The organism is Martinezella lusitana (assembly GCF_010668395.1).
GTDB lineage: Bacteria > Pseudomonadota > Alphaproteobacteria > Rhizobiales > Rhizobiaceae > Rhizobium > Rhizobium lusitanum_A.
Genome location: NZ_WUEY01000022.1, coordinates 50,349 through 76,021, shown reverse-complemented (window position 1 = coordinate 76,021; position 25,673 = coordinate 50,349). Strand labels below are relative to the sequence as shown.

Here is a 25,673-nt window from a genome sequence, read left to right as displayed (position 1 = left end):
AAACACGAAGGAAATACCAATGAACCAGGTTATTCATCAGCCTGCACGGGATATCCGTGTCGTCGATCGCTCCGATGTGGTGGTGGTCGGCGGCGGTCCGGCAGGGATTGCCGCGGCGGTTTCGGCCGCAAGGAACGGCGCCAGCGTCACGCTTCTCGAACGCTACCCCTATGTCGGCGGCCTTGCCGCCGGCGGCATGGTGCTGGTGCTCGACGACATGATCAACGAGCTCGAAATCACCGTGCGCGGCATCTGCATGGAAATGATCGAGCGCATGAAGCTCTGGGGGCTCTGCGTGACCCCCACCGACCGCGATCGCCTGATCGAATTCCGCGACACGCCGGAGGCCTGGCAGCGCTGGGCGCGCTGGGGCCTCTTCGATTTCCATACCCAATCGATGCCGCACCCGATCTGCTTCTCGGCCGCCTTCGACCCCGACGCCTTCAAGCGCGCCGCCTACGACATGATCGGCGAAGCGAAGATCAAGCTCAGGACCCATAGCTGGTTCTCCTCGGCAATTGTCGAGGATGGCGCGATCAAGGGCGTGATCTGCCAGACGAAGGACGGCATGCAGGCGATCCTCGGCGACGTCGTCATCGACACCACAGGCGACCTCGATGTAGCCGCAAGCGCGGGAGCCGATCATATCGAATCCAACTTCATCCTGACCACGGTTTCACGCTGGGGCGGCGTCGATACGGAAGCGGCGGAACGCTTCGAACAGCAGGAGCCTGAAACCTTCAAGGCGCTCGATCACGAAGCCAAGCGGCTGATCGGCGGCTGCTGGTCCTTCTGGTGGCTGAAGACGCCGCTTCCCGGCGTCGTCTGGCTGAACTGCCCGCATATGCCGACCTTGAGCGGCCTGAAGGTCGAAGATCTGACCAAGGCGGAGATGGAAGGCCGCTCAAGGATCGCCAGGCTGCTCGACTTCGCGCGGGAAAAGATGCCCGGTTTCGAGAATGCCTATGTCGTCGATTTCGCGCCGCAGACCGGCGTGCGCCAGACGCGGCTGCTGCAGGGGGACTATGTCGTGACGAAGGACGACGTCATGACCCGCCGCCATTTCACCGACACGGTTTGCCGCGGCCGCGACTACTACACGCCCTACCGCTCCATGCTGCCGAAGGAGGTCGATCAGCTGATCGTCGCCGGCCGGCATTATTCGGCAACGCCGCAGGCCCAGAAATCCAGCCGCGAGATTCCACCCTGCATGGCGATGGGCGAAGCGGCAGGCGTCGCCGCGACCGTTGCGCTCAACGCGGGGACGACCGTCCGCAAGGCCGATATCCGCGCAATTCAGAAGCAGATGCGGGCCCAGGGGGCCGATCCCGGCGACATCCCCTCGGAAAACGCGACATATTTGGAGGCTGCAGAATGACGACTTTACCACTCGACGGAATCCGCGTGATCGATTTCACGCAGGTCATGCTCGGCCCCTCCTGCACGCAGGTCCTGGCGGATTACGGCGCCGAAGTCATCAAGATCGAGAAGGTGAAGATCGGCGACCTCTCGCGCTGGTCGCTCGGCTCCGATCCGGACGGTCTCAACAATCCGGTCTTCTGCTCGCTGAACCGCAACAAGAAGAGCCTGGCGCTCGATCTGAAGGATCCCGTCGCGAACAAAACCGTTCTGACGCTGCTCGAGACGGCCGATGTCGTCGTCAACAACTTCCGTCCCGGCGTCATGGAGCGCATGGGCTTCGGCTACGAAGACCTGAAGAAGATCAATCCCCGCCTGATTTACGCCGTCGGCACGGGCTTCGGACTGACCGGCCCCTATCAGCACAAGGGCGGGCAGGACGTGCTGGCACAGGCCGTCTCCGGCGTCATGCGCCGCAAGTCCGACAACAGCCATCCGACGTCGATCTATGCCACGCCGCTCGCCGACTATTCGGCCGGCATGCATCTCGTCCAGGGGATCCTGCTTGCGCTCCTCCAGCGCGACAAGACCGGCGAAGGCCAGCAGGTCGCCGTCAGCCTCTACAACTCCATGATCGCCATGCAGATGCAGGAGGGCACGACGCATCTGATGCGGCAGAAGGATCTGAACTGGGGCGCTTTCCCGCTGACCGGCGTCTTCGAGACGACGGACAGCGCGATCGTCATGGTCGGTGCCTTCAAGCCCAACCCCTTGCGCGACATCTGCGAAGCGCTTGAGATCGAAGACCTCTCGCAATATCCGCAATACAAGGATTTCGACTCCCAGATGGCGCGGCGCCCGGAACTGCAGGCGATCTTCCGCGACAACTTCGCCAAAAACAGCACGGCGCACTGGATCGAGCGGCTGGAAGGCGTCGATATCCTCTGCGCGCCGGTACGCTCGCTGCCGGAGGCACTGAAGGACGAACAGACCATCATCAACAAGATGATCCTCGAGGCGGGTGAGACGGCCGCGGGCCCGATCCGGCTGATCGGCTCGCCCATCGACATGTCCGCCGCCCACGTCACCGTGCGCATTTCGCCGCCACAGCTTGGCCAGCATAACGAGGAAATTCTGGCCTCGCTGTCCGGGCTGCAGGGGGATGCCGCATGAGCGTCTCCTTCACCGTAGAGGACCGCGTCGCCCGCGTGACACTCGACCGGCCCGACCGGATGAATGCGGTCGATGCCGAGACCGAGGCGACGCTCGAGGCGATCTGGACCGAGATAGAACGGCGTGACGACATCAGCTGTGTCGTCCTGACCGGCTCAGGCGAGAAAGCCTTCTGTGCAGGCGCCGATCTGAAGGGAGGAAGCGGCAGCTCCGGCGTCGATTACTGGGCGGTTGGCCGGGAGAACGGCTTTGGCGGCCTTGCCTTCCGTCGTTCGCTGGACGTGCCTGTCATCGCTCGTGTCAACGGCTATGCGCTTGGCGGCGGCTTCGAAATGGTACTCGGCTGCGATATCGTCGTCGCGGTGGAAACGGCCCGCTTTGGGCTACCCGAGGCGCGCGTCGGCCGTATGCCGCTCGATGGTGGCATGATCCTGCTGCAGCGTAAGATCGCCTTCAATCGCGCCATGGCCGTGATGCTGACCGGGCGGCAATTCAGCGCTCTCGAAATGGCGAACTATGGCATCGTCAACGAGGTCGTGCCGCCAACTGAGCTCGATGCAGCCGTCGATCGCTGGGTCGCCGATATCGTCGCCTGCGCGCCGCTATCGCTGCGCGCGATCAAGCAGACGGTCAATCGCACGGCGCATCTGAGCCCGGCCGAGGCGCAGGCGCTGAGGACGCCGGCCCTGATCAAGGCCTTGAAAAGCGAGGATTCGATGGAAGGGGTCGCGGCCTTCCGCGAGAAGCGGGCGCCCGTTTGGCGCGGCAGATAGGCATGCTATAGCTTCGAGATCGCCGAGGGCTTTTCATGCATGCCAGCATCCTGAAGTATTTCGCCGAGGTCGCACGCTCCGGATCGATCCGCAAGGCATCCGACGAGCTGCATGTCGCGACCTCCGCCGTCAGCCGGCAGATCAAGAAACTGGAAGACGAGCTCGGCACGCCACTGTTCGAGCGCTTCTCCGACGGCCTGCGGCTGACATCGGCGGGCGAAATCGTGCTGCGGCACGCCAAGGATACGCTGCACGAATACGAAATCATGAAATCCAATCTCGGCGATCTCCACGGCAAGAGCACCGGCCGCGTCCACATCGCCGCCCTGGACAGCCTTGCGATCCAGTTCCTGCCGGAATTCGTCTCCAGCTTCCACAAGAGGCATCCGGCGGTGGATTTTCGCATCCGCACCGATAACTACAACAATATCTTCCGCTTCCTCGCCGAGGGCGACGTCGATATCGGCGTGACCTTCGATCTCGCCCGCCCGCACGATATGAAGCTGATCCATGGCGTGCGCATGCCGCTGATGGCGATCGTCGCCAAGAGCCACCCGCTCGCGCGGCAGAAGTCCGTGACGCTGCAGGAATGCGCCCAGTTCAACATGCTGCTGCAACTCGACAACGAGGTCATGAGCTCGATGATCGCGGTCGAGCTCGGCGCGCTCAATCGCGTCGGCCGCACGCTGGTCGCGACGAACAATCAGATGATGCTGAAGCCGATGATCCTTGCCGGCGAAGGCGTGGCCTTCTTCACGCCGCTCGGTCTGCTGCGCGAGCTGGAAGCCGGCGATGCTGTCGCGCTGTCGATCGCGGGATCGAAGCTCCAGGATCTCGAAGTCGGCATCGTCGTTTCGCGCCGCCGCCAGCTCACCCATGCGACGGAGGTCGTCGCCCAATCGATGGGCGAGGAGCTGTCGAAATTCGCCGAGAAGATCAATACCCTGGTCTCACGATAGAGGGAAACGACGATGGCCATGCGGTTACTGCTCGATCCGGGTCATGCGCCTGCCCGGAGGGTCACGGAAGCGGCGGCGCTGCCGCAAGCGCTGCAAGCCCTTCGTCTGCAATCCGGCGATCTGGTTCTGCCCTCGCCCGTCAACGCTCATGACCACGGCTACGGCATCCGCACCCTCGATTTCGGCGCCATCGATGATGCGCTGGAAGTGTGGATCCCGGGCCTGAGGCTGCGGCCGCGCACGGATCCCTATCTCGAAGCGCTCGTCGCCTTCGGCCGGCTGGCCAAAACCGGCGTCGGCGCGACCATGCATTGCCATAACTCCCTGAATGTCGACCGGCTGGCCGATGAGGCAGGCGCGGTCATGCGGGCGGCGGGCGATATCGGCATCCGGCTTGCGCTCTCCTGCCCGCTGCTCGACCACGACGCCTGGGCCTATGATGGCGGGCCGCAACGGCTGAAGCCGTTCCTGTCCCCAGGTGACTGGCAGGCACTGGCCGGGACCATCCCCGACTATGCACCGATCCGTACGCAGCTTGCCGCCGTCGAGGCGGTGGCGGCTGCCAATACCAGTCCGCTGGTCGACGTGCAGTACGGGCCGATCGGGCCGCAATGGTGCTCGAACGCACTGCTGGAGGCAATCGCGGACGCTTCCGCTGCACATGGCCGGCGCATTCATATGCATCTGCTCGAAAGTCCGCGCCAGCGCCTGTGGCTCGACCGCCGCTTTCCCGAGGGCGTCGTCAATTATCTCGACAAGATAGGCTTCCTGTCGTCGCGCCTCGCCGTCGCCCATGGCGTCCAGCTGCGCCCCGATGAACTTGAACTGCTTGCCGAGCGCGGCGTACAGCTTGTCAGCAACCCCTCCGCCAATCTGCGCCTTCGCTCGGGCATTGCTTCGATTGCGTCCGCGGTCGCGCTTGGCGGCCCGGCCTTCGCCATCGGCCTCGACGGCACCGGCTTCGACGACGATCAGGATCTTTGGCGGGAAATGCGGCTGCTCTACCTCCTGCATGGCGGGCGCAGCCTGACCAGGCAATTGCCGGCGGGGAGCCTATTCGATGCCGCGACCCGCGTCGGCCGCCGGGTCGTCAACGCAAGCAACGCCGAAGACTTCACGATCGTCGACTATCGAGCCCTTATGGCCGAGGCGCTGTTCGACGATATCGACGAGGCGGAAATCCTGCTGACCCGCATGAGCGCGCGACTTGCCAAAGGGCTCGTTGTCGCCGACCGGGAGGTGATGCGCGAAGGAAAGCTGACGGGCATCGACTTCGACGCAGCCCTGTCCGAGCTTTTGGCGCAGGCAAGAGCCGATCTGCCGAGACTTGAGAAACAGCGGCCACTCGTCAACGCTTTATCTGAAGCGACGCGCGCCTACTATGACACCTGGCACGGAATCTCCTGATATCGTGGGAAACGGCAACCGCCATTTCACTGCGGCGGGAACACTCGATGAACTTCGTCTGGATCAGCAGCGGCTTTCGGAAACCTCGTTGTAAGCCGCGACGAAAGGGTGGTCGAGGTTGGTCGTGCGGCTCTTGTCCCAGCCGCCGGGCGCCCCCCAGCCGGTAACGCCGTCGGCGAAGAAATCGCGGTTGACCTCGCGCAGAAACAGTCGCTCCGCCGGCATTTCCTCATCCCACAAGATGGCATCGACCGGACAGACGGAAAGACAGAGCCCGCAATTGATGCATTCGTCCGGCTGGATGTAGAACATCCGCCCGCCCTCGTAGATGCAGTCGACCGGGCAGGCAACCGTACAGGCGCCGTCCTTCGTATCGATGCAGGGCTCGGTGATTACATAGGCCATGACGTTCGCCTCACAACGCTCTCAAGGGCGCTTTCGATGAACTATGGCAAACGGATGCGTTCTGAAGAAGCGCTGATTTTCGGCTCATCCATTGCCGAAAAGGCAACGGCCAGCCCGACGTTATGTCGCATGGATAGCCCCGGCCAACGGTCGCTGTCGCCGAGGCATTTGAGCCGCACGCTTGCGCAATGCGGCTCCATGGATCTGTGGTTACAGCAGCTTCTCCAATGTGATCGGCAGGTCGCGAATGCGCTTGCCGGTCGCATGGAACACCGCATTGGCAATGGCAGGCGCCACGCCGACGATGCCGACTTCGCCGACGCCCTTGCCGCCGAGCGCAGAGGCGTGACGGTCCGGCACGCCGACGGAGATCACCTGAATATCCGGGATGTCCGAATTCGTCGGCACGAGGTAATCGCCGATATTGTTGTTGACCGTTCGCCCGTTGCGCGGATCGACCAATCCTTCCTCCAGAAGCGCTTGGCCGATGCCCATGATGATACCGCCCCACCACTGGCTTTCGACCAGCCGCGGATTATAGAGACGGCCGCAATCGAAGGCGGAGACCATGCGGGAAACGCGCACCGTGCCGAAATCCTCGTCGACCCGCACTTCGGCGAAATGGGCGCACCAGCTATGCATGGAATAATCGCCCATGGTCGGTCCCTGCACCTTCGCCATAGTGGTCCAGGCCTGGAGTTGCTCCTGGGCATTCGCTCCGTCAGGCAGGGTGTTGCGCCGGACTTCGATCTCCTCACGCTTGAGCGCCGACATCAGTTCCGCCAGCGTCAGCGACGGGGTTTCGCCGCGTGGCGCTGCGATGCGGCCTTCGGCGAAATTCAGCGTATTCGCGCCCGTATCGCGGAACGGCGAATTGGCATCGCTGAGCGCAAGGCCGATGAGCTCGTCGCGGGCGGCAACCGCAGCCTTGTGAACGGCTCCCATGATCGAGCCGGCCAGCATCGAGCCGCCGGCGATCGCCGAGCCCGGCAGGCGTGAATCGCCGAGATGCACCTCGACTTGCTCCACCGGAATGCCGAAGACCTCGGCGGCGCTCTGGGCGAGGATCGTATAGGTCCCCTGCCCCATGTCGATGGCGCCGCTGACGACCTCGACCCGGCCGTTCGCGAGAATACGGATCATCGCCTCGCTCGGCGCCCGGATGACCGGGAAGGTACCGCAGCCGATGCCCCAGCCGATCAGGGTCTTGCCGTCGCGCATCGAACGCGGCGCGTGGCTGCGCCGCGACCAGCCGAAGGCTTCGGCGCCCTCGGTCAGGGCCTCGCGCAGCCGCCGCGTCGACCACGGCTTGCCGGACTGGTAGTCGTGATCGGCATAGTTTTTCAGCCGGATTTCCAGCGGATCCATGCCGAGCTTGTAGGCTAGTTCCTCCATCGCACATTCAATACCGTAAGCGCTCGGGTTCTTGCCCGGGCCGCGCAAGGCGCCCGGCGTCACGCTGTTGACGGGCACGATGCGATGCTGCGAGGAAAAATTCTCGACCTTGTAGAGGATCGAGGTCGCCGCTCCCGTCTGCTCCGGCCAGTCCGCATAGATCGAGGTTTCGCTGGCGCCGCGATGGATGATCGCCTGCAGGATACCATCCTCCGTTGCGCCGAGCGAGATCTTCTGCCTGGTCGCAGCACGGCCGCCATAGCTCGTAAAATTCTGCGGGCGCGTGACCGCGAGCTTTACCGGGCGACCGAGCTTCCTTGCCGCCGCGATCGCCACCGCGCCATAGGCAAGCGGCTGCCCCTTCGATCCGAAACCGCCGCCGATGAAGGGGGAGATGATCCGGACATTTTCATAGGGCATGTCGAACCATTCCGAATACATGCGCGCCATGCCATGCGACCACTGGCTCGGCTCCCAGATGGTCAGCTGGTCGCCATCCCATTTCGCGGTCAGCCCGTGGGGCTCCATCGCCACATGATATTCGCGTGGAGTCGAGTATTCGGCATCGATCCGCACCGGAGATGCGGCAAGCGCCGCTTCGGCGTCGCCCCAGCTTGAGGAAAGCGGATCCATGAGCTTACCCTCGCCGGCATTCGGATCGTTGAGATCGGCGACGTGCTTGCTCTGCTCGTAGGTAACGCGCACCAGCCTGGCCGCCTCGGTGGCCTGCTCGCGGCTTTCGGCCACGACGGCGGCGATCGACTGGCCGTTGAACTGCACCTCGCGCGGCAGCGGATAGTATGGCCCCTCCGCAGGCCTGTTGCCGCCCCAGTCGCCGCCAAGCCTGAGACCCAGATCATCCTCCGGTGTCAGCACAAGCAGCACGCCCGGCATTGCAAGCGCTGCCGAGGTATCGACCTTGACGACACGGCCGGCCGGGATCGTGCTCTGAACGAGGACGGCATAGGCAAGGTTTTCGACCGGATATTCCAGCGCGTAGGTCGCCGTACCCATGACCTTCATATTGCCTTCGAAGCGCGACTGACGACCGCCGACCGTGCCGTCGGATGCATCGCCATGCTTGCGCGGTTCCATCATGGTCATGCCAGGCCTCCCACTTTCAGAATGGCGCGGGCGACAACGCGCGGCGCAAGTTCGATCTTGTGACGATTGCCGCCATGTTCGACGGCACCCTCCATCGCGAGGCGGCTGGCTTTCTCCACGACATCGGCCTCAAGCACCTTGCCGACGAGCGCCTGCTCGACGGCTCGTACCCGCCAGGGTTTGGTGGCGACGCCGCCCAATGCCACGCGAATATCGCGGACCGTCCTGCCATCGGCTTCGAGTTCGAGACCGACTGCGGCGCTTGCGGCGGCGAATTCGTAGGACTGCCGGTCGCGGACCTTGATGTAGGTGGAGTTTCGGGCAGCAGCGGACGCAGGGATATCAATCGCCATGATCATTTCGCCGCGTCGAAGGACCGTCTCCCTGTCGGGCGTGTCGCCCGGAGCAAGGAAGAAATCATCCACAACCACCTTGCGGCTATCCGTCTCGATCACGGCATCGAAGGCAACCAGAGCAACCGCCAGATCGCCGGGATAGGAGGCGATGCATGAAGCGCTCGTGCCGAGCACGGCGTGATTGCGCGTGACGCCGCCGATCGCCGAACAGCCGGAGCCGGGATTGCGCTTGTTGCAGGCAACAAAGGCGCCTGGATCGCGGAAGTAGGAACAGCGCGTCCGTTGCAGGAGATTGCCGCCGATCGTCGCCATGTTGCGGAGTTGAGCGGATGCAGCAAGCGCGAGCGATTCCGAAACGGCCGGGAAGGCTGCACGGATATCCTTGTGATCGGCAACATCGCTCATCCTGGCAAGTGCGCCGATCTTTGCGCCGGCCGCATCGACCGCAATACCGTTCATGCCGGAAAGGTGGGTGATATCAATGACCGTATCAGGCTCGCTCACTCCGCATTTGGCAAGATCGAGCAAGGTCGTTCCACCGGCGAGGAACATGGCGCCCGCCTGCTGCGCTGCGCGACCGGCCTCGGCCGGCGAGGTCGCACGGAAATACGAAAAGTTCCGCATTACGCCACCTCCGCGGCTTGGCGCACCGCCGCGACGATGCTGTTGTAGGCTCCGCATCGACAGAGATTTCCGGACATATATTCGCGGATCTCGGCATCCGATCCGGCGTGCCCTTCGCGAATGCAGGCGACCGCCGACATGATCTGACCGGGCGTGCAATAGCCGCACTGGAAGGCATCATGTTCGATGAACGCCGCCTGCACGGGATGCAGGTTGCCGGCTTCGCCGGTGATGCCCTCGATCGTCGTGACCTTGCGGCCCTCGGCCTGCGCGGCAAGCGTCAGGCAGGAGAGCACGCGCTTGCCGTCGACGTGACAGGTGCAGGCTCCGCATTGGCCCTGGTCGCAGCCTTTCTTTGTGCCGGTGAGCGCGAGATGCTCGCGCAGCGCGTCGAGCAACGTCACACGCGGTTCGATATCGAGTTCGTGCCGCTGCCCGTTGATATCGAGTGCGACATGGATGGTTCGTGTCATGATAAGCTCCTGCCATCGTCACGAAGATGAGACCTACGAAATCTAGTAGAGTCTGTTCGGCGGTCTACCGGTTGCTATATGATTTTCTCAGGAAAACGAGCCGCCGGCCTTTCCTCACAGTGACCGGCGCATCGCAATCAGGATGTGGGACGCACAACGATAAACGGAGGCGCCTCCGTTTAAACTAATACCTGGTTTGTTTTCGTCAAGTCCCGACGTCCAGGGACAAACCGATGGCGAAGGCGCAATCGAGGGATGCACACCCCGCGCGCCCGATCTCGACGGGAGCCGAGTGGCGGGACGTTCGCCGTCGAGCCAAGATGTTGCAACAACTGCGGCAAAACAAAAAAGCCGGGACGAGAGCCCGGCTTCCAAGTCGATTTACGATGGATTGATCAATCAGCTCTTCTTCTTCGAAGCCGCCTTGCAATCCTGGCGGAATTTCTTGCGGGCCTTTCCATGCAGACCCTTCGCATCGGCGTCGGCCGAGCATTTTTTCGAAACGGCCTGCTTGTCCGTCGTCGCCGTTGCGGCGGGCTTGACGGTCGTTGAAGCGGCAGAAGGCGCAGCGGCTGTCGTTGCGGCAGGGGCTGGAGCCGGAGAGGCGGCGAAGGCAGAGCCTGCAAGGGCAAGGGCGCCGACGAATGCAAGTGTTCTGGAGAGTTTCATTAAAATTCCTTTGAGAATGATGCCGCTTCAACGGACATGGAGTTGATTATGAATGCCAAGCCTGAGCCTGTTTGAAAGAACGCCGCCGGCGATCAGCCGTTCTGGTCGCCGCTGCTCTCGGCGCTCGGCTCCTGCTCTTTTTCCTTGAGCACGTCCGTCAGCTTGTTGACGCCTTCGAAACCGGCGACGGCGGCGGCGGCCTTTGTCAGGAAACCGGCATTCGGGTCGACAGCCTCTGCGGCATCCTCGGCAGCGACGGCGCCTGCTACTTCCTCGATCAATTTTCCGATACCCATTTTAAGCTCCAGAATATATCGACCAGCGATGAATCGCGGTGGTCGAACGTTGCGAACACCCCGTCGCAGACATCAGAAAGGCTGCCGCCAGACTCTGGCGGATGCCTTTCCATCCCTGAGGCGAGGCATGGTTTTCCCCGGCTCTTGCCATGTAGGCAACCAAACTGAAAGCGGACTGAAGCCAGAATGAAGCGAAACTGATATTGCAACCTCTACCGCATCCATCCGGCCCGGATTTGACATACACGGCCGTCGCGTCGTCACATCAGCCTAATGGGCCTATGCTAAGCCGTGCGACATTGCGAAGATGCCCAACCGTTTGAACCAGGGAAATCTCATGCCATGACACTCTTGCGTCGCGTCACGGCTCTTGCCGCTTCCTTTTTTCCCCTTCTCTTTGCTCCAGCCTTTGCCGACTCCGACGTGCTGTGGAAAATCGTGCACGATAAATGCGTCGTGCAGACCGCGCCGTGCCTTTCGGTAAATACGGCCGAGCACTATGCCATGCTGAAGGATCTACGCGGCGTTGCGCAATTCCTCCTGATCCCCACCGACAAGATCACCGGCATGGAAAGCCCGGCGCTCCTCGATCCGGCAACGCATAATTTCTTCGCCGATGCCTGGGCCGAGCGGGATGACGTCAATGCCCGGCTGCCGCACCAGCTCCCGCGCGACGGTCTGAGCCTCGCCATCAACGCGTTGCAGGCCCGTTCGCAAAACCAGCTGCATATCCATGTCGATTGCATCAGCGCGGATGCGCGAGCGGTTCTGAAGGCCGACGCCGACAAGATCGCAACGGACTGGGCGCCCCTTCCAGACAAGATTGCCGGTCACGAATTCACGGCAATCCGCGTCAAGGGCGAGACATTGGGCGATTTCAATCCGGTCCTGGCGCTCGCCAAGAGCTTGAAGGATCCGGCAAAGGAAATGGGCGATCACAATCTCGTTGTGGTCGGTGCCAATTTCGCCGACGGCCCCGGCTTCATCGTGCTGACTGACGTTGCCACGCTCGGCATGGGTGGAGAGGACGTGCAGGATCATAGCTGCGCGATCATGCATTAAAACAAAGGGATGCCGGCGCTGGTGCTATAGGTCCGGAATGTCCTGACTTGCGGCGCTCCTCCTGGGGGAGATCACGGAGATCCGGTTGCGGCAGGCGAGGTGAAATCCCTGCGCGAACATACGGATCCGGCAAGCAGCAGCCCGGTCACATCGCAGATGTGGTCGTTTGCAACCTTACGTCCGATCTTTCGATACAACGTAGAATCGGCAGCGTTAGCCCCGTGCAAGCCAAGGGTGATACATGCTTATGCATGCAATCTGAACTCCGGCAGAGTGGGAGCCAGAGCGACATCGGGGGACATCGGCATGGTGAACAGCATCAATTCGCTGCGGCTTCTCAGCGTACACAGCACGATGAAAACGCTGCACGGCGGAACGGTAACGGGGAGCGATGTATCGCGCTCGGTGAGCGCGCTTGCAGACGATTCCTACAGCTCGGTTCACTCCAACAGCAAGCTGAACATCCTCCTCAACGGATTGTCGAAGAATCACGCAACGACGCAGACCGTCGTCCCGCCATCGGCACAGAAGCCGAACGACAACATCGCATCGAACGATTTCATGAAGGCCCTCAATGCCAGGCTGAAGGCTTCTTCCAGCGATCCCGTCAGCGGCCAGCAGGCCAAATCGATGCTGAATGCCCTGAAGAGCGGAAACCTGTCCGTCTTCGATCCCACCAGGGGCGTCGCCATCGATGCATGGAACCCGGATGACAAGAACAGCAAGGCCGGCAAGCCTGAAGCGATCGCCAAGGACGGCTGGAACGAATTCCTGAAAGAACACCTCAAGCGGGATGGCAAGGGTGTCCTGATAAGGACAAGCGACGGCAGCTACGTCGACAAGGTTACCGGACAGAACGCCTTCTTCGGCACCGTCAACGGCAAGTATTATTATGCGACATGGCCGACCGCCACGGCAGGCGAAGGTACATCGCCGGTAAAGACCGGAAGCTAGATGGCCCCCTGCCGGGCGGCGGGGACCACCATGCGGTTCAGTTGAACGCGGCAGCACGGCCCCTGCGAAGCGAGAGCGCGATCAACAGGCCGGCGATCGAGGAAACGGTCCCGGCGAGGAACACGCTGTCATAGCCGGTCCTGTCGGCCAACAAGCCGGCCATCGGTCCGGTCAGCCCATAGGCGAGATCCTGGAATGCCGAGAAGCCGCCGAGCGCTGTTCCGCGCAGATGCGGTTCCACCAGACGAACGACCTCCCGGCCCATGGCCGGAAAGATCATCGAGCATCCGAGGCCGGTGAGAAATGCACCGACCAGAGCAAGGATGGGATCGTTTGCATTCCAGATCAGGAACTGGCCGATCGCTTCGACCGCAAGCGACATGGCCGCGACCGGCAAGCCACCGATACGATCCGGCAGATGGCCGAAGAGCACACGCACCAGCACGAACCCGCCACCGAAGGCCGTCAGGCCCAGCCCGGCATAGCTCCAGCCGCGGTCGTGGAAGTAGAGCGTGAAGAAGGCACCGATGGCGGCAAAGCCTATGCCCTGCAAGCATACGATGGATCCATGCAGCCATATCCGGTTGACGACACTCCAAAGCGGCGGCCGTTCCGCACCGGGATGGGGAGCAACGCCGGGAATGCGCGAGATCGCCAGCAAGCCGAGGAAGGGGAGAACGGCGCTGATCCCCATTGTCCCGGCAAAGCCGAACCGGTCGAACAATGCCAGACCGATCGGTCCGCCGACGGCAAGCGCGCCGTAGATCGCGGCGCCCACCAGCGCAAGGACCTTGCCTGAACGCCCCGGGCCGACGATGCCGATACCCCATGCGATCACGCCGACGGCGACGAGGCTTTCGCCCAGACCAAGAAGCAGACGACCTGCGAGAAGAAGAAGGAACGACGGCATCGGGGCACCGACCAGCAGGCCGGCAACGAGCGATATCACCGCGCCCGCGATATAGAACATCAGCCCGCGGGCAACCGCGACCTTGGCGCCGCGATGATCCGAAAGCCCGCCGGCATGACCCCGCGTGACGATGGTTGCGAGAAACGCAATGCCGACACCGAGCCCGGCCCAGACGTTGCCGAGCTTCAACTGCTCGGTCACGTAGATCGGCACGATCGGAAACGACATGCCGACGCAAAGATAAGAGATGAAGAGAATGGCGCTCAGCAGCAGAAGACGACCGCGCGCCGGATCAGATGTCGATTGAAAAGCCATGATAGTCTCCAGGCTTTTCCTCGATCGGCGGAGGCACAAAAAAACGCACTCCGACCGACGAGGATCGTTGAGTGCGTTGCTTGACGTCAAACGCTTACGGCCGGCGGAGCCAGCTGGGCATTTCAATAGGCGCTTGGCGGATATGTGTCAACACGAAGCTAGCCAGCCGATGCCCTGCTCCCTATCGACGCTGGAGGCTTTCGAAATAGGCGCAGAACATATCCGCCATGGCCTCTGCATAGGCCTCGATCTCCTGCGCCGTCCGGGGCTTTTCCGAAAATCGCTTTCCGACCCCGCTGAGCGTGGCGGTAATCAGGTCAGCCGCTTGGGCCCGGGTTGCCGCTTCGACGCCCGGCAAGGCTTCGCGCATGAATGCAAGCAGGATCCGGTCCCCGGACGACTTCGCCTCCTGCGCCTCCGGTGCATCGCGGTAAAGCGGGGCCGCGTCATTGAGCGCGACGCGCATCGCGGCTTCCTCGCATTCGGAGCGGAGGAAGGCGTGGACGAGCGCGCGCAGACGCTCCGGCGGCGATCTTGCGTCATCTTCAAGGATGCGATGCAACAGGCCCGATGTCTGCTGCCACTCGTCGCTCTGCAGGCGGAAGAGAATCGCCGCCTTATTGGGAAAGTATTGATACAGGGATCCGACGCTGACGCCGGCCTTGTCCGCGACGCGCGCCGTGGTGAAACGCTGGGCGCCCTCCTTTGCCAAAACGTGAGCCGCCGCGCTCAGGATTGCGGAAACGAGCTCGGCCGAGCGCGCCTGCTTCGGCTGCTTTCGCGAAGAAATCCGCGCCCTTGGACGATCCGTCATGTCGATGCCTGACAATGCGAATAGGAAAACCGACGGATTAGTCGTATTTTGCCCAATGCGCAATGAAGCGTGCAGATATCGATATGGTTGAGATAACGCTCCTGGCGCCATTTTTAGACAAGCGCGGCCGGCGCGACAGCGATACAAATCAAAGAGCGTGATGACAAAAGACCGAATAGCCCACAAGCCAGCCGACGGCGGAGGCACTCTGACAGACGCATTTTCGCGTGCGAGCCAGGGCCTGGTGGAAGCGGCACTCGCCGGTGCGAGCGACTCGGAACTCGTAATCCTCCTTGGCCGCACGTTGAATGCAGCCGGTCTCGATATTGCGACGATCGAGGTTGCCTGCGATGCCGTCGATCCTGAAAGAGCCCAGCACTTCACCCGTTGGCAGAGAGACAGCAGCGGCGCCGAAGGAAATATCCTTGCCGGCGACATCTTCGCGGTCATGCTGCAAGAGGATCTAACGGTCCTTCGCCTCGATGCTGGCAGCGGTCGCCTTGCCCATGTTCGGCAAACGGGAGCAACGGACGCCATAGCCTTTGCGAACCATATTGCCCCCGACGCCACGCTCGGCTTTTTCGACGACGTGATGAGCTTGTTCATTACGGAACGAGCCGGCGGATTGACCCCGGCGGACATAGACCTGCTGCATCTGGTGACCCCGGTTTTCGCGCTGGCGCTGGGAGCGCGGCTGAACGCTGCGGCGGCGCGCACCCTACTGCAAACATATCTTGGCACCAGTGCCGCAACCGCTCTGCTCGACGGTCGCGTCGGTCTTGGCGAAGTCGAGCAAATCCGTGCAATCGTGATCTACTGCGATCTGTTCCAATTCACATCATTGACAGAAAGTCTGGATCCGCGCTCCCTGATCGACCACCTCAACCTTTTCTTCGAGGCGGTCACCCAGCCGGTGTCCCGCGCCGGTGGTCAGGTGTCCGGCCATGTCGGCGATGCCGTCGTCATGTTCTTTCCCATCCCGGACCCACAAAGCGAACGACCTTTATGTGCGGCGGCGGTGAAGGCCGCACTGGATGGCTTGAAGGCGCTGGAACGCATCAATACCCTGCCGTCGCGAAAGACATCTCCGCCTTTACGAGCCCGGATCGGTATCGACATCGGCGAGGTCGTTCACGGCAACATCGGCTCCCCCGGACGTTTTTCGTTCACGATCATTGGAACCCCTGTCAACCGTTCGGCCCGGCTTCAGGCGCTGGCCAAGGAATTTGATGCGGCCATGCTGATGACTGCCGATATCGCCGAAGCGGCGGGCATCGAATGTCGGCCTTTCGGGTGTCATGCTCTGCGAGGCTTCGACCATCCGGTCAGCATCGTCGGCTTCGGCATCTCCGATGACCTGAATTGCTGAGCGTGGATCCGGCACCGAACGGAGGATTTCAGCTTGGAGCCGGCGCTCGTAAGTCGCCGACATTCGGCCTCCCACATGACACCACTAAAAATGCGAATGGCGCGCACGGCGATCGCCGGGAAGCCAGCATATTCGCGATCGCAAGCGCCGAATTTGATCAGCATATTCATATGCATAGGTGATACACAGGCGCAACCTCCGTCAACGCGATTAGAAAATACGATGAATTATTCGTATTTTCGCTGTCGGCAAATCTTCAATCCTGACGGAGACATACATGACCACTCTGACGACCGCCCCGCTCGCATCATTGCTCGATCGCCTGTTCGAGGAAGCCGATGCAGCATCGCCGGCAACAACTCCATCTGTGGCTGCTTACTGGAACGGCCTGTCCAGCGCGGAGCGCGCGCGGCTCGTGCGCAGCAAGAGCGATTACCTCGACTTCTATGCGCGGCTAAAAGACATACCGCTCGCCATCTCCCGGGAAACGGGGACATTGCTCTATATGCTGACGCGAAGCACCGGCGCTCGAACGATCGTCGAGTTCGGAACGTCTTTCGGCATCTCCACCCTCCATCTTGCCGCGGCACTACGGGACAATGGCGGCGGTCGGTTGATCACAACGGAATTCGAGCCCTCCAAGGTGGCACGGGCGCGCGCGAACCTGGCGGCCGGCGGCCTCCTCGATCTCGTGGAAATCCGAGAAGGCGATGCCCTGCAGACGCTGAGCGTCGATCTTCCCGATACCGTCGACCTGTTGCTTCTCGATGGTGCCAAGGCGCTCTATCCGGACATTCTGAAGCTGATGGAAAGCCGGCTCAGGCCGGGAGCGCTGGTGATTGCCGACAATGCGGATTTCTGCCCCGACTATCTGACCTGGGTGCGGTCACCATCCAGCGGATATATGTCCACGCCTTTTGCCGAGGATATCGAGCTGTCCATGCGGCTTGGCTGATGCCTCTCCGCTGCCAGCAGGCGGATCTGCAACGCTCGTGACGCCCTGATCCGCATTCAAAGTGGACTGGAATTATCGACGATCGGATTGCCCGTTCAAGCGGTCGTCCGATCGCTCCGCAAGCAAACATGTGCCACGGTTCGATCTCCCGCCATGCCTGTCACGCCGCCGTTTGAATGACCTTGAACTGCGAACGCCTGTAGAAAACCAGCATTTCCCGTTCGAAGCTTTCCACGGCGAGCACGACCCATGGTTCATAATGCTCACTGCGGGACCGCGTCCTGCGCCGACCGTCCATGTCGAGCATTCCACGCAATGCCCAATCTACCAACCCCATCCCATCACTCTTACCCTGCCCAGGCCTTTGCACGATCCGCCCATCGGCTTCAGTCGCGTCGGGCGGTATGGCCACGGTAAATAGGTAACCCCCTATCGAAGGAAAGGTGAAGAAACGTTGTATTAAGGTTTGTAACATGCGTTTGGTCGGCATTGTCGCATTCCGGCGACACCAGGCATCCGATTCCCCGATCATCGAAAGAATGAAACGCGCGGGATTGGAGCCTTCCGGCAATTGGAGCGACGCCTATCCCCAGTCATGCGCCGCGCCGTCTCGACGATCGATGTCTTCCGATTCATGCAAAGGCCCGGCCAATGTGGTTTCGCCGAACCATCAGCGCCCGGATTGTCAACGTAACGTCAAGACACCGTCAGCCTTTCGCGGGAGGCTGGACCGATTTCGAAAGGAACGCCGGCAAGCCGGTCTCCGTCCTTCGCCTGTCATGCCGGTCCGTTGCGCTGCACTCAGAAGAGAGCGTCCGCAAACAGATCCTCGTCGCTCGAGGAGGCCGAAGGGCTTTCGGTGGCGGTCACGACCACGCCGAAGACGGCTGCATGTATGTCGCGTTCCGCCGCCATGGTGTAGATCTTGAAGATGCGCTCGGAAATAACAGCCAAGGGTGTTTCCAGGCCTGTCATATCGGCAAATGCACGGCGCGCCAGGCCGGCTTCGTGGGTGCAGGAGGCCAGGGTTTCACCGATCCCAGCCCGGAAATCCAGCCGGCCGATGACTTCGGTCACTTGCGAGGTCATGGCCTCGCCACAGCTGCGGAGCTCCTGCACATTGAGGTCCATCGCGGCGCCGGCCTCGCCGATATGGGCAAGGGCTGTATCCAGATATGCGCCGAGGCTGGAGGGATTTTCCTGTTCTCCCCCCTGCCGCCAGCCCTTGAGACCGACGGTCTGCGTTTCAAGCCTGCCGAGCCCGACGAGTATCTTCTCCGCATCCTCATCGAGCAGCGACGCAAACGACCGCAGCTCGCCGGCGACGACATTGATTGCCCGCCCTTCTTCGCCCAGCTTGCCGCAGCGCAGATTGGTGTTGAGGGCCATGTATTGAATGTCACGACGCACGAGCTGAATGGTCTGAATGCTCGTGGTCAGCTCCTTCACCATCTCGGACGTCTTTTCGCTGAGCCGATTGGCGCCGGCAGCGGCGATGTCGATACGGTCGACAACTGCGCGGGCAGCTGAAAGATCGCCGCGCAGCGAATTGATCGGGCTTTTGCCGTCCTGTCCGCTCTGAGACATCATCGTCCGGTAGAGGTCGAGGAGCGTGCCGATATCGCCGCTGAAGCTGCGGATGTTATCCACGATCTTTGCTGTCTCGCGGTCGAACCCCTTGGTCGTCTCGCCGAGCAGTTCGAAGATCAGCGTCATTGCCAATTGCGAGAGGCGCTGGCAGTCGGACGCCGAAAGGCCGGCCGGCGCTTCGGAAGCGAGATAGGCCTCCGCAATCGCGTGGGCGGTCTGGCAATGCTCGACCCTCTGCCGGGTGATATCGCCGATCTGCATGGCCGAGAGCGTATGAGCGACTTTGTTCTGAATCTTGCGAGCCAGACCGGCAACGGTATCCGCGAGATCGGAAAGATTGCCGCGCTGGACCTGGATTTCCTCGGCATTCGAGACGAGCCGCTGGGCGATGGAGGGAATGCCGCTCAGATACTGGGCCAGCGACCCATCCTCGTTCGCCGTGGCGGATTCGATCTGCTCTTCAAGCGAACGGATCTGCAGGGAGAGCGCCTTGACTTCCTTGGCGGCGAATTCGATGCGCTCGACGATTTCGCTGGCGAAGCTGGAAAAATCCGGAATGCGCGCACCTGCGATCTTTGCCGTTGCGGCAAAGGTTCTGAGATAGCGCAGCGTTTCTTCCATCGAAAGCACATGTTCCGCAAGCTGCTGTCCCGTCTGGCCGATGGAGGTCACGCACTCCTGGCGCCGCGCTTCCGCCGGCGGCAGCTTGTTCAGCAGATCCACCGTTTGGAGCAGCCGCGCCGTGGCGTCGGCCGCATTCTCCTCCTTCAGCGAATTGCCGATATGTTCCAGCAGGCTGACAAGTTTGGCCAGAGCTTCCGTGACTGTGATGAGGACTGCGCCGCCATCCAGAAAGCGCTGCTCGATCTGTAATCGCGCGCTTTCCAATCGATCGACGAAGCTATCCGTCGAAGGGATAAATTGTCGGCTTGTCGCTGCATACGCCATACTGTTCGGGACTCCGCCTGGGACTGTCCCCGGCAAACTAGGACGAACAGAAAAACACGGAGTTAACGCGGAAGACGAAACAAGGCAGCCGCTCGCAACTGCGCCGTCATATGCCGGCGGGAAAGCCCTGGGCAAGACCCGAACCCTATAGAGGGCGCCGGGTACACAACGTCTTCATGCAGGCCATCAGTCGGGCTTGCTTGCCATCTCGCCCGCAAACGAGCCGGTAATGCTGATTGAGTAAGATGAACATAGCCGTCGAGAAATATGCATGGTCGTCCTGCGAACCCGTGGATCTGCAGGAAAGATTGAGGAAGGCCGATATATCCGTCGTTTTCGAACGCAGGCCGGAGGACCCGCACTTTCATCTCGATGTTACCCTGGCGACGATCCGAAAAGTGGCTGCCTGGCGGATCTTTTCGGAGACGGGCTATGAAATCCACTACCTGTTTCATCCCTCGGATCGCATAGAACTGCACTTTGTCGAAAACGGCGTATTTCATATCGAAACCGACGATCAGGAGTTCACGGCCAAGGCAGGCACCACCTTCATGCTGCTGTGCCCCGGCTCCACGAGGCTCAAGGCTTCCAAGGGCGCCCGCAAGATCGCGCTTGCCATACCGCGCATCCATTGCCTGCCCCTGATCGATATCGGCAAGGACGACCCTGAGTTGTTTTTCCGGCGTTTCGATACAATGACCGAGATCGGCGATGCGGGAGTGCGGACGATCCACCGCATGGCGGCTTTGCTCCTGGAAGCGGGCGAGCATCCCTTTGCCGCCTCTCCATTGGGCGCCTCCCTTTTCATGGAGGCGCTGATAACGGCCTTTGTGCAGTCATGGCCGCGATCGGCCCAGAAAACCATGATCCAGAGCGCACGCCCTCGCAACCTGAAGCGGGCACTGGACTGGATCCAGACCCATCTGGGCGATGAATTCACGGTGGCGGATATCGCCAGGAATGCCGGGCAGAGCGTGCGCAGCCTGCAGCTTTCCTTTCAACAAAACATGGGCATGAACCCTCAGACCTACGTGCAGCGCCTACGGCTCCAGCAGATCCACCACGATCTGCTTCGCGGAGATACCGAGGAGAACATATCCGACATCGCCGCACGCTGGGGTTTCAGTCATATGGGATATTTTGCCGCTCGCTATCGCGCCATGTATGGCGTTTCGCCGTCATCGACGCGCAGCAGTCGTCGCAGCCTCGATACCACCGGCAATATTTAATATCAGAAAAACGCAATCTTATCATTTTATCGCAGTTAATTGCAGAAACGATCACAGGTTGAGAGCGAGTTTAACACACCGTTAGCCATTTAACGATTTGGTTACCTCAGCCAAGATTCACAATCATTGTGACGCGGCCCTTTCATGAGAAAGGCCTCCAGCAACCTCCAAGCCGAATATCGTGAGTAGATCCGTGTGTGTCGCGGGCGCTCCGCGGGGTAATCATGCGCGTCTTCGTCATCGATGACAGTCCTTCCGTTGTAGCCACGCTTCGCCGGGCTGTCGAAGCCATCAAGGGCAGCGAGGTCGTGTCGTTCCTCCACCCGAACGAGGCTCTGGCACGGCTCGAAGACAAGACTCCGGACCTCATCCTGGTCGATTACATGATGCCAGGCATGAACGGTGTCGAGGTCATCACTCATTTGCGTAAGAACAAACTTACCGCGCATGTGCCTGCGATCATGATTACCTCCCGCAAGGAGGCCGATATCAAGCTGGCGGCGATGAAGGCGGGGGCCACGGAATTCCTGAACAAGCCGATCGACGAGACCGAACTGACGATCCGCGTCCGCAATATCCTCAGCATCGGTGAAGAGCGATTAGCGCTGGCGACGAAGGCCGCGGCGCTGCAACGTGATTTCGATGCCGCGATGAAGCGGGTCGAGCGGCATGAGGAAGAGATAATCTGGCGCCTGTCCAAGGCGATCGCCTGCCGTCATGGGGAGACGGCGGACCATCTGGACCGCGTGGCGATCGTCGCACGGATGATCGCCGAAGAAGTCGGCCTGGATGCCGGCCAATGCCGCATGATATTTCTTGCCAGCGCCCTACACGATGTCGGCAAGATCGGCCTGCCGGACGCCATTCTGTCCAAGCCCGGCCCCTTGAGCGCGGAAGAGCGGCAGCAGATGCAACGGCACACGGATTTCGGCGCCGATATTCTCAGCGACAGCCCCAGCGAGCTGATCCAGGTCGCGCGCAAGATCGCCGAAAGCCATCACGAAAGATGGGATGGCGGCGGCTATCCGAAAGGTCTGTCGGGGACGTCCATCCCGATCGAGGCGCGCATCGTCGCGATCGCCGATGTCTTCGACGCTCTCTGCTCGAAGAGGGCATACAAGGCAGCCTGGCCGATCGCCGATGCATTCCGCGAGATCGTCAACAGCAGCGGAACCCATTTCGATCCTGCCTGCGTTGCCGCCTTCTGTCGCTGCTGGATGGATATCAAAGCCCTCTTCGAATTCCGGCAGGACGACAACGCAACGGCAACGGTTCCAGACCTTCAGCTATCCCGAGGTTCAGCATGAGCGGACAATCCGAAGTTCTACGTCTCCACGGCCCGCTGACGATCAAGACGATCGCCAATGTCAGAGACATCATCCAAGTCTATCTTCAGGAAGCGGCTTTGCGGAGCCGATCGCTCGTCATCGATATCGATGGCAGCGAGGAGATCGACCTCACCCTGCCCCAACTGCTTCTATCGGCCCGGCAAACGGCGAGCGGCGCCGGCGTGACAGTCGCGCTGAACAAACCGGCGGACGGCAATTTTCTGACCGTCCTGCAACGCGCGGGTCTTCTTTGCGGAGACCGGCAAAAAGACAGTTTCTGGCTAGAAGGAAAAGCAGCATGAGCGCAAATATTCTCACCGTCGATGATTCCGCCAGCATTCGGCTGACCACGCGCATCGCGCTCACCAATGCCGGATATTCCGTCACCGAAGCGGTCGACGGCGCCGATGGCCTCAACAAGCTGAAATCAGGCAGTTTCGATCTCATCATCACCGATCTCAACATGCCGAACATGGACGGCCTGACCATGATCCGCAGCCTCCGGCAGTTGCCGGCATACATGGGAACGCCGGTCGTCTTCCTGACCACGGAATCCGACGGCGATCTCAAGCAGCAGGCCAAGGCGGCAGGCGCGACGGGCTGGCTGACGAAACCCTTCGACCCCGAAACCCTCATCAAGATCGTGCGCAAGGTTCTCGGCAAATGAACGAACTCGACCCGATCGCAGTCTTCAGGACAGAGGCCGCCGAACAGCTGGAGCTGATCGAGGCCGGCCTGCTCGATCTGATGCGCGACCTGAGCGACCGGGCTCAGATCGATACGGTCTTCAGGGGCCTGCATACGCTCAAGGGATCGGGCTCCATGTTCGGTTTCGATCAACTGGCCGCCTTTACCCATCATTGCGAAACCGCCTTCGACCGGGTTCGCAAGGGCGAGGCACCCGCCACGAAGGAATTGGTCGGCGCCGTGCTCGACGCACAGGGCCACATGCAGGCGCTGTTGCAGAACCCGAACGGCGACTACGAAACCATGAGCTCCGTTCTGCTCGAAAAACTGCGCCAGGCCGTTGGCACAGAAGGCTTGCAAAGCGCGGCGGCGCCATCTGCCGGCGCAACGGCGGCGACAGCGGAAGTCGCAAACGCCGGCGGCATCAAGACATGGCATCTGGCATTCAGCCTGCCTGTCGGTTCGATGGTCAACGGCACCAATCCGCTTGGGCTGCTGGATGAGCTGCGCGATCTGGGCGAGTGCCGGATCGAAGCCGGCACCGACGCCATTCCGCTGCTTCCGGACCTGGAGCCGCGCGATCTCCACATCGGCTGGACGGTCCAGTTGACAACCGAAAAGCCGCGCTCAGACATCGAAGACGTCTTCATCTTCGTCATGGACGACATGACGATGGAGCTGAAAGAGCTTCAGGCATCGAGGAAAGCGGATTCGGCACCCATCGCGGCAACGCCGGAACGACCAATCGAGGACGAGCCGTCGAAGGCGGCGGCCCCACCGCTGGCCGATACTGGCAAGGCTCCGCCCGCCGACGTGAAGTCCCAGAAGCAAGCAGACAATGTTCGCGTTCCCGCTCTGCGCCTCGACGAGATGATGGATCGCGTCGGAGAGTTGGTGATCGCCCAGTCGCGGCTGAGCCAGATGGCAAATTCGGTTGCGGACCTCGGTCTGCGTTCGGTCTCGGAGGAAATCGAACGCCTGGCTGGCGAATTGCGCGACACGATGATGGTCCTGCGCATGATGCCGGTCGCAAGCCTCTTCAGTCGCTTCCGCCGGCTGGTCCACGATCTCGCCCGCGAGACGGGCAAGGACATCGAACTCGTCACCGAGGGAGAAAGCACCGAGGTCGACAAGACGGTCATCGACCGGCTGGCCGATCCGCTCGTTCATCTCGTCCGCAATTCCATCGATCACGGCCTGGAAAACCCCGATGACCGTGTTGCCGCCGGCAAGCCGATGATGGGCCGCGTCATTCTCTCCGCGCATCAAACCGGCAGCGAAGTCGTCATCTCCATCAAGGACGACGGACGTGGCATCGATCGGCAGAAGGTGCGCGCCAAGGCGGAAGCCAACGGCCTCATCCAGCCCGGCGCCCAGCTTTCCGACAAGGAGCTGCTGCAGCTGATCTTCCAGCCCGGCTTCTCGACGGCGGAAAAGGTCACCAACCTTTCCGGCCGCGGCGTCGGCATGGATGTGGTGAAGAAGACCATCGAGACGCTGCGCGGAGCGATCGACGTCACAAGCGAGTTCGGCAAGGGCTCAGAGATCGCGCTGCGCATTCCCTTGACGCTCGCCATCATCGACGGCCTCCTCGTTCGCGTCGGAAACGGGCGCTACGTCATCCCGCTCGCAGCCGTTGAGGAATGCCTGGAACTGTCGGTCGAGCAGGATCTGCGCTCACGCGGTAGAAGCTTCATCTCGCTGCGCGACGATCTCGTCCCGTTCCTGCGCCTGCGCGAGCTCTTCCGCACCGGCACAGAGCCCGATCCCTACCAGAAGGTGGTGGTGATCTCGACCGGCAGCGAGCGGGTCGGCCTCGTCGTCGATCAGATCATCGGCGATCACCAGACCGTTATCAAATCGATGTCGAAGCTTCACGACCAGGTCTCCACCTTCTCCGGCGCCACCATTCTCGGCGACGGCAACGTGGCCCTGATCCTCGACGTCGTCCATCTCATCACGGCCGGACAGCATCAGGAGGCGCAATTGCGGGCAGCAGGATGATCGACGCAGACGCAAAATCGGACCATCGTGCCATCTGGAAAGGCGCGGACGAGCTTTCCGTTCTGACGTTCAGCCTCAATGGCGAAACCTTTGCCATCGAGGCCGTCGTCGTCCAGGAAATTCTCGATCTGCTGCCCGAGACCAGCGTTCCCGGCAGCCTGCCATTCGTCGGCAGCGTCATCAACTTCCGTGGCAAGGTCATTCCGCTTGCCGACATCCGCATCGCCTTCGGCATGGAAGCGGCCAATGTCACCATCGACAGCCGCATCGTCGTGACCGAGCTCGAACTGGACGGCGAGACGACGCTGATCGGCATCCGCACCGACAAGGTGCACGAAGTCACACAGCTTTCGCAGGCGGCGAGCGAGCCGCCGCCCGTCATCGGCATGCGCTGGCGCGCCGACTACATCCACGCCCTCGTGAAACGCGACGGCGAATTCATCATCGTTCCGAACCTCCAGGCGATTTTCTCATCGCAGCGGATGGTTGCGGTCAGAGCAACAGCGTGAATTTCC

26 protein-coding genes are annotated in these 25,673 nt (G+C 61.5%); 15 read left to right on the top strand and 11 right to left on the bottom strand.

Annotated elements, in window-relative coordinates:
- Window positions 1-19: 19 nt before the first annotated feature.
- From GR212_RS30345 to GR212_RS30325, 5 genes are read left to right on the top strand one after another with little or no spacing between them, the layout of a single operon-like run.
- A complete protein-coding gene (locus GR212_RS30345) occupies window positions 20-1,378 on the top strand; it encodes an FAD-dependent oxidoreductase (protein ID WP_163992556.1) in 1,359 nt (452 codons plus the stop codon).
- Window positions 1,375-2,532 carry a CaiB/BaiF CoA transferase family protein gene (locus GR212_RS30340; RefSeq protein ID WP_163992554.1) on the top strand — a complete coding sequence of 386 codons (1,158 nt, stop codon included), beginning with the start codon at window positions 1,375-1,377 and terminating at the stop codon, window positions 2,530-2,532. Before GR212_RS30345 ends, GR212_RS30340 begins: the two co-directional genes overlap by 4 nt.
- Window positions 2,529-3,305 (top strand): enoyl-CoA hydratase-related protein, encoded by a 777-nt coding sequence (locus tag GR212_RS30335; RefSeq protein WP_163992552.1) that lies wholly within the window; start codon window positions 2,529-2,531, stop codon window positions 3,303-3,305. Before GR212_RS30340 ends, GR212_RS30335 begins: the two co-directional genes overlap by 4 nt.
- A 35-nt stretch (window positions 3,306-3,340) precedes the next feature.
- On the top strand, window positions 3,341-4,264 hold the full coding sequence (locus tag GR212_RS30330) for a LysR family transcriptional regulator (protein ID WP_163992551.1): 924 nt from the start codon (window positions 3,341-3,343) through the stop codon (window positions 4,262-4,264).
- A gap of 12 nt (window positions 4,265-4,276) precedes the next feature.
- Complete coding sequence (locus GR212_RS30325; protein WP_163992549.1) at window positions 4,277-5,671, top strand: amidohydrolase family protein; 1,395 nt, start codon at window positions 4,277-4,279, stop codon at window positions 5,669-5,671.
- 63 nt (window positions 5,672-5,734) lie between these two features.
- Here GR212_RS30325 and fdxA read toward each other — a convergent pair whose 3' ends face one another.
- From fdxA to GR212_RS30295, 6 genes are all read right to left on the bottom strand, one after another.
- Complete coding sequence (gene fdxA, locus GR212_RS30320) at window positions 5,735-6,076, bottom strand: ferredoxin (RefSeq protein WP_163992547.1); 342 nt, start codon at window positions 6,074-6,076, stop codon at window positions 5,735-5,737.
- A 210-nt stretch (window positions 6,077-6,286) separates the two neighbouring features.
- Window positions 6,287-8,575, bottom strand: coding sequence for a xanthine dehydrogenase family protein molybdopterin-binding subunit (locus GR212_RS30315; protein ID WP_163992545.1), 2,289 nt, complete (start codon window positions 8,573-8,575; stop codon window positions 6,287-6,289).
- Window positions 8,572-9,555, bottom strand: a complete 984-nt coding sequence (locus GR212_RS30310) for an FAD binding domain-containing protein (protein WP_163992544.1) — start codon at window positions 9,553-9,555, stop codon at window positions 8,572-8,574. The genes GR212_RS30315 and GR212_RS30310 overlap by 4 nt, the downstream gene beginning before the upstream one ends.
- Window positions 9,555-10,028 carry a (2Fe-2S)-binding protein gene (locus tag GR212_RS30305; RefSeq protein WP_163992543.1) on the bottom strand — a complete coding sequence of 158 codons (474 nt, stop codon included), beginning with the start codon at window positions 10,026-10,028 and terminating at the stop codon, window positions 9,555-9,557. Before GR212_RS30305 ends, GR212_RS30310 begins: the two co-directional genes overlap by 1 nt.
- A 399-nt stretch (window positions 10,029-10,427) precedes the next feature.
- Complete coding sequence (locus GR212_RS30300; protein WP_163992542.1) at window positions 10,428-10,697, bottom strand: PsiF family protein; 270 nt, start codon at window positions 10,695-10,697, stop codon at window positions 10,428-10,430.
- 92 nt (window positions 10,698-10,789) lie between these two features.
- Window positions 10,790-10,993 (bottom strand): hypothetical protein, encoded by a 204-nt coding sequence (locus GR212_RS30295; RefSeq protein WP_163992541.1) that lies wholly within the window; start codon window positions 10,991-10,993, stop codon window positions 10,790-10,792.
- A 342-nt stretch (window positions 10,994-11,335) separates the two neighbouring features.
- On the opposite strand from GR212_RS30295, the gene GR212_RS30290 reads away from it, so the two are divergent.
- Together GR212_RS30290 and GR212_RS30285 are read left to right on the top strand one after the other, a co-directional pair.
- Window positions 11,336-12,055 carry a CDP-diacylglycerol diphosphatase gene (locus tag GR212_RS30290; RefSeq protein WP_163992540.1) on the top strand — a complete coding sequence of 240 codons (720 nt, stop codon included), beginning with the start codon at window positions 11,336-11,338 and terminating at the stop codon, window positions 12,053-12,055.
- 306 nt (window positions 12,056-12,361) lie between these two features.
- On the top strand, window positions 12,362-13,009 hold the full coding sequence (locus tag GR212_RS30285) for a hypothetical protein (RefSeq protein WP_163992539.1): 648 nt from the start codon (window positions 12,362-12,364) through the stop codon (window positions 13,007-13,009).
- A 37-nt stretch (window positions 13,010-13,046) separates the two neighbouring features.
- Here the strand turns inward: GR212_RS30285 and GR212_RS30280 are convergent, their stop codons facing one another.
- The 3 genes from GR212_RS30280 to GR212_RS30270 all read right to left on the bottom strand — a co-directional run bounded on the left by GR212_RS30280 (window position 13,047) and on the right by GR212_RS30270 (window position 15,505).
- Window positions 13,047-14,234: an arabinose transporter gene (locus GR212_RS30280; protein ID WP_163992538.1), complete on the bottom strand. Its 1,188-nt coding sequence runs from the start codon at window positions 14,232-14,234 to the stop codon at window positions 13,047-13,049.
- A gap of 181 nt (window positions 14,235-14,415) precedes the next feature.
- Window positions 14,416-15,048 carry a TetR family transcriptional regulator gene (locus tag GR212_RS30275; RefSeq protein WP_163992537.1) on the bottom strand — a complete coding sequence of 211 codons (633 nt, stop codon included), beginning with the start codon at window positions 15,046-15,048 and terminating at the stop codon, window positions 14,416-14,418.
- Window positions 15,049-15,196: 148 nt separating this feature from the next.
- On the bottom strand, window positions 15,197-15,505 hold the full coding sequence (locus GR212_RS30270) for a hypothetical protein (RefSeq protein WP_163992536.1): 309 nt from the start codon (window positions 15,503-15,505) through the stop codon (window positions 15,197-15,199).
- Between GR212_RS30270 and GR212_RS30265 the strand changes: the two genes are divergently transcribed.
- Together GR212_RS30265 and GR212_RS30260 are read left to right on the top strand one after the other, a co-directional pair.
- Window positions 15,497-16,417, top strand: a complete 921-nt coding sequence (locus GR212_RS30265; RefSeq protein ID WP_163992535.1) for an adenylate/guanylate cyclase domain-containing protein — start codon at window positions 15,497-15,499, stop codon at window positions 16,415-16,417. The genes GR212_RS30270 and GR212_RS30265 overlap by 9 nt on opposite strands.
- A 277-nt stretch (window positions 16,418-16,694) precedes the next feature.
- Window positions 16,695-17,372 carry an O-methyltransferase gene (locus GR212_RS30260; RefSeq protein WP_163992534.1) on the top strand — a complete coding sequence of 226 codons (678 nt, stop codon included), beginning with the start codon at window positions 16,695-16,697 and terminating at the stop codon, window positions 17,370-17,372.
- A gap of 160 nt (window positions 17,373-17,532) precedes the next feature.
- On the opposite strand, the gene GR212_RS30255 is transcribed toward GR212_RS30260, so the two are convergent.
- Together GR212_RS30255 and GR212_RS30250 are read right to left on the bottom strand one after the other, a co-directional pair.
- Window positions 17,533-17,862: a hypothetical protein gene (locus GR212_RS30255; protein WP_163992533.1), complete on the bottom strand. Its 330-nt coding sequence runs from the start codon at window positions 17,860-17,862 to the stop codon at window positions 17,533-17,535.
- Between the two features lie 311 nt (window positions 17,863-18,173).
- Window positions 18,174-19,910: a hypothetical protein gene (locus GR212_RS30250; protein ID WP_163992532.1), complete on the bottom strand. Its 1,737-nt coding sequence runs from the start codon at window positions 19,908-19,910 to the stop codon at window positions 18,174-18,176.
- Between the two features lie 245 nt (window positions 19,911-20,155).
- Here GR212_RS30250 and GR212_RS30245 point away from each other — a divergent pair, with 245 nt between their 5' ends.
- The 6 genes from GR212_RS30245 to GR212_RS30220 all read left to right on the top strand — a co-directional run bounded on the left by GR212_RS30245 (window position 20,156) and on the right by GR212_RS30220 (window position 25,667).
- Window positions 20,156-21,139: a helix-turn-helix transcriptional regulator gene (locus GR212_RS30245; RefSeq protein WP_163992531.1), complete on the top strand. Its 984-nt coding sequence runs from the start codon at window positions 20,156-20,158 to the stop codon at window positions 21,137-21,139.
- 224 nt (window positions 21,140-21,363) lie between these two features.
- Window positions 21,364-22,446, top strand: coding sequence for an HD domain-containing phosphohydrolase (locus tag GR212_RS30240; protein ID WP_163992530.1), 1,083 nt, complete (start codon window positions 21,364-21,366; stop codon window positions 22,444-22,446).
- Entirely contained in the window at window positions 22,443-22,769 is a 327-nt protein-coding gene (locus tag GR212_RS30235) for an STAS domain-containing protein (protein ID WP_163992529.1), read from the top strand. The genes GR212_RS30240 and GR212_RS30235 overlap by 4 nt, the downstream gene beginning before the upstream one ends.
- Window positions 22,766-23,134: a response regulator gene (locus GR212_RS30230; protein ID WP_163992527.1), complete on the top strand. Its 369-nt coding sequence runs from the start codon at window positions 22,766-22,768 to the stop codon at window positions 23,132-23,134. The genes GR212_RS30235 and GR212_RS30230 overlap by 4 nt, the downstream gene beginning before the upstream one ends.
- Entirely contained in the window at window positions 23,131-25,158 is a 2,028-nt protein-coding gene (locus GR212_RS30225) for a chemotaxis protein CheA (RefSeq protein ID WP_163992525.1), read from the top strand. Before GR212_RS30230 ends, GR212_RS30225 begins: the two co-directional genes overlap by 4 nt.
- Window positions 25,155-25,667, top strand: a complete 513-nt coding sequence (locus GR212_RS30220) for a chemotaxis protein CheW (protein WP_163992523.1) — start codon at window positions 25,155-25,157, stop codon at window positions 25,665-25,667. The genes GR212_RS30225 and GR212_RS30220 overlap by 4 nt, the downstream gene beginning before the upstream one ends.
- The last annotated feature ends 6 nt before the right edge of the window (window positions 25,668-25,673 follow it).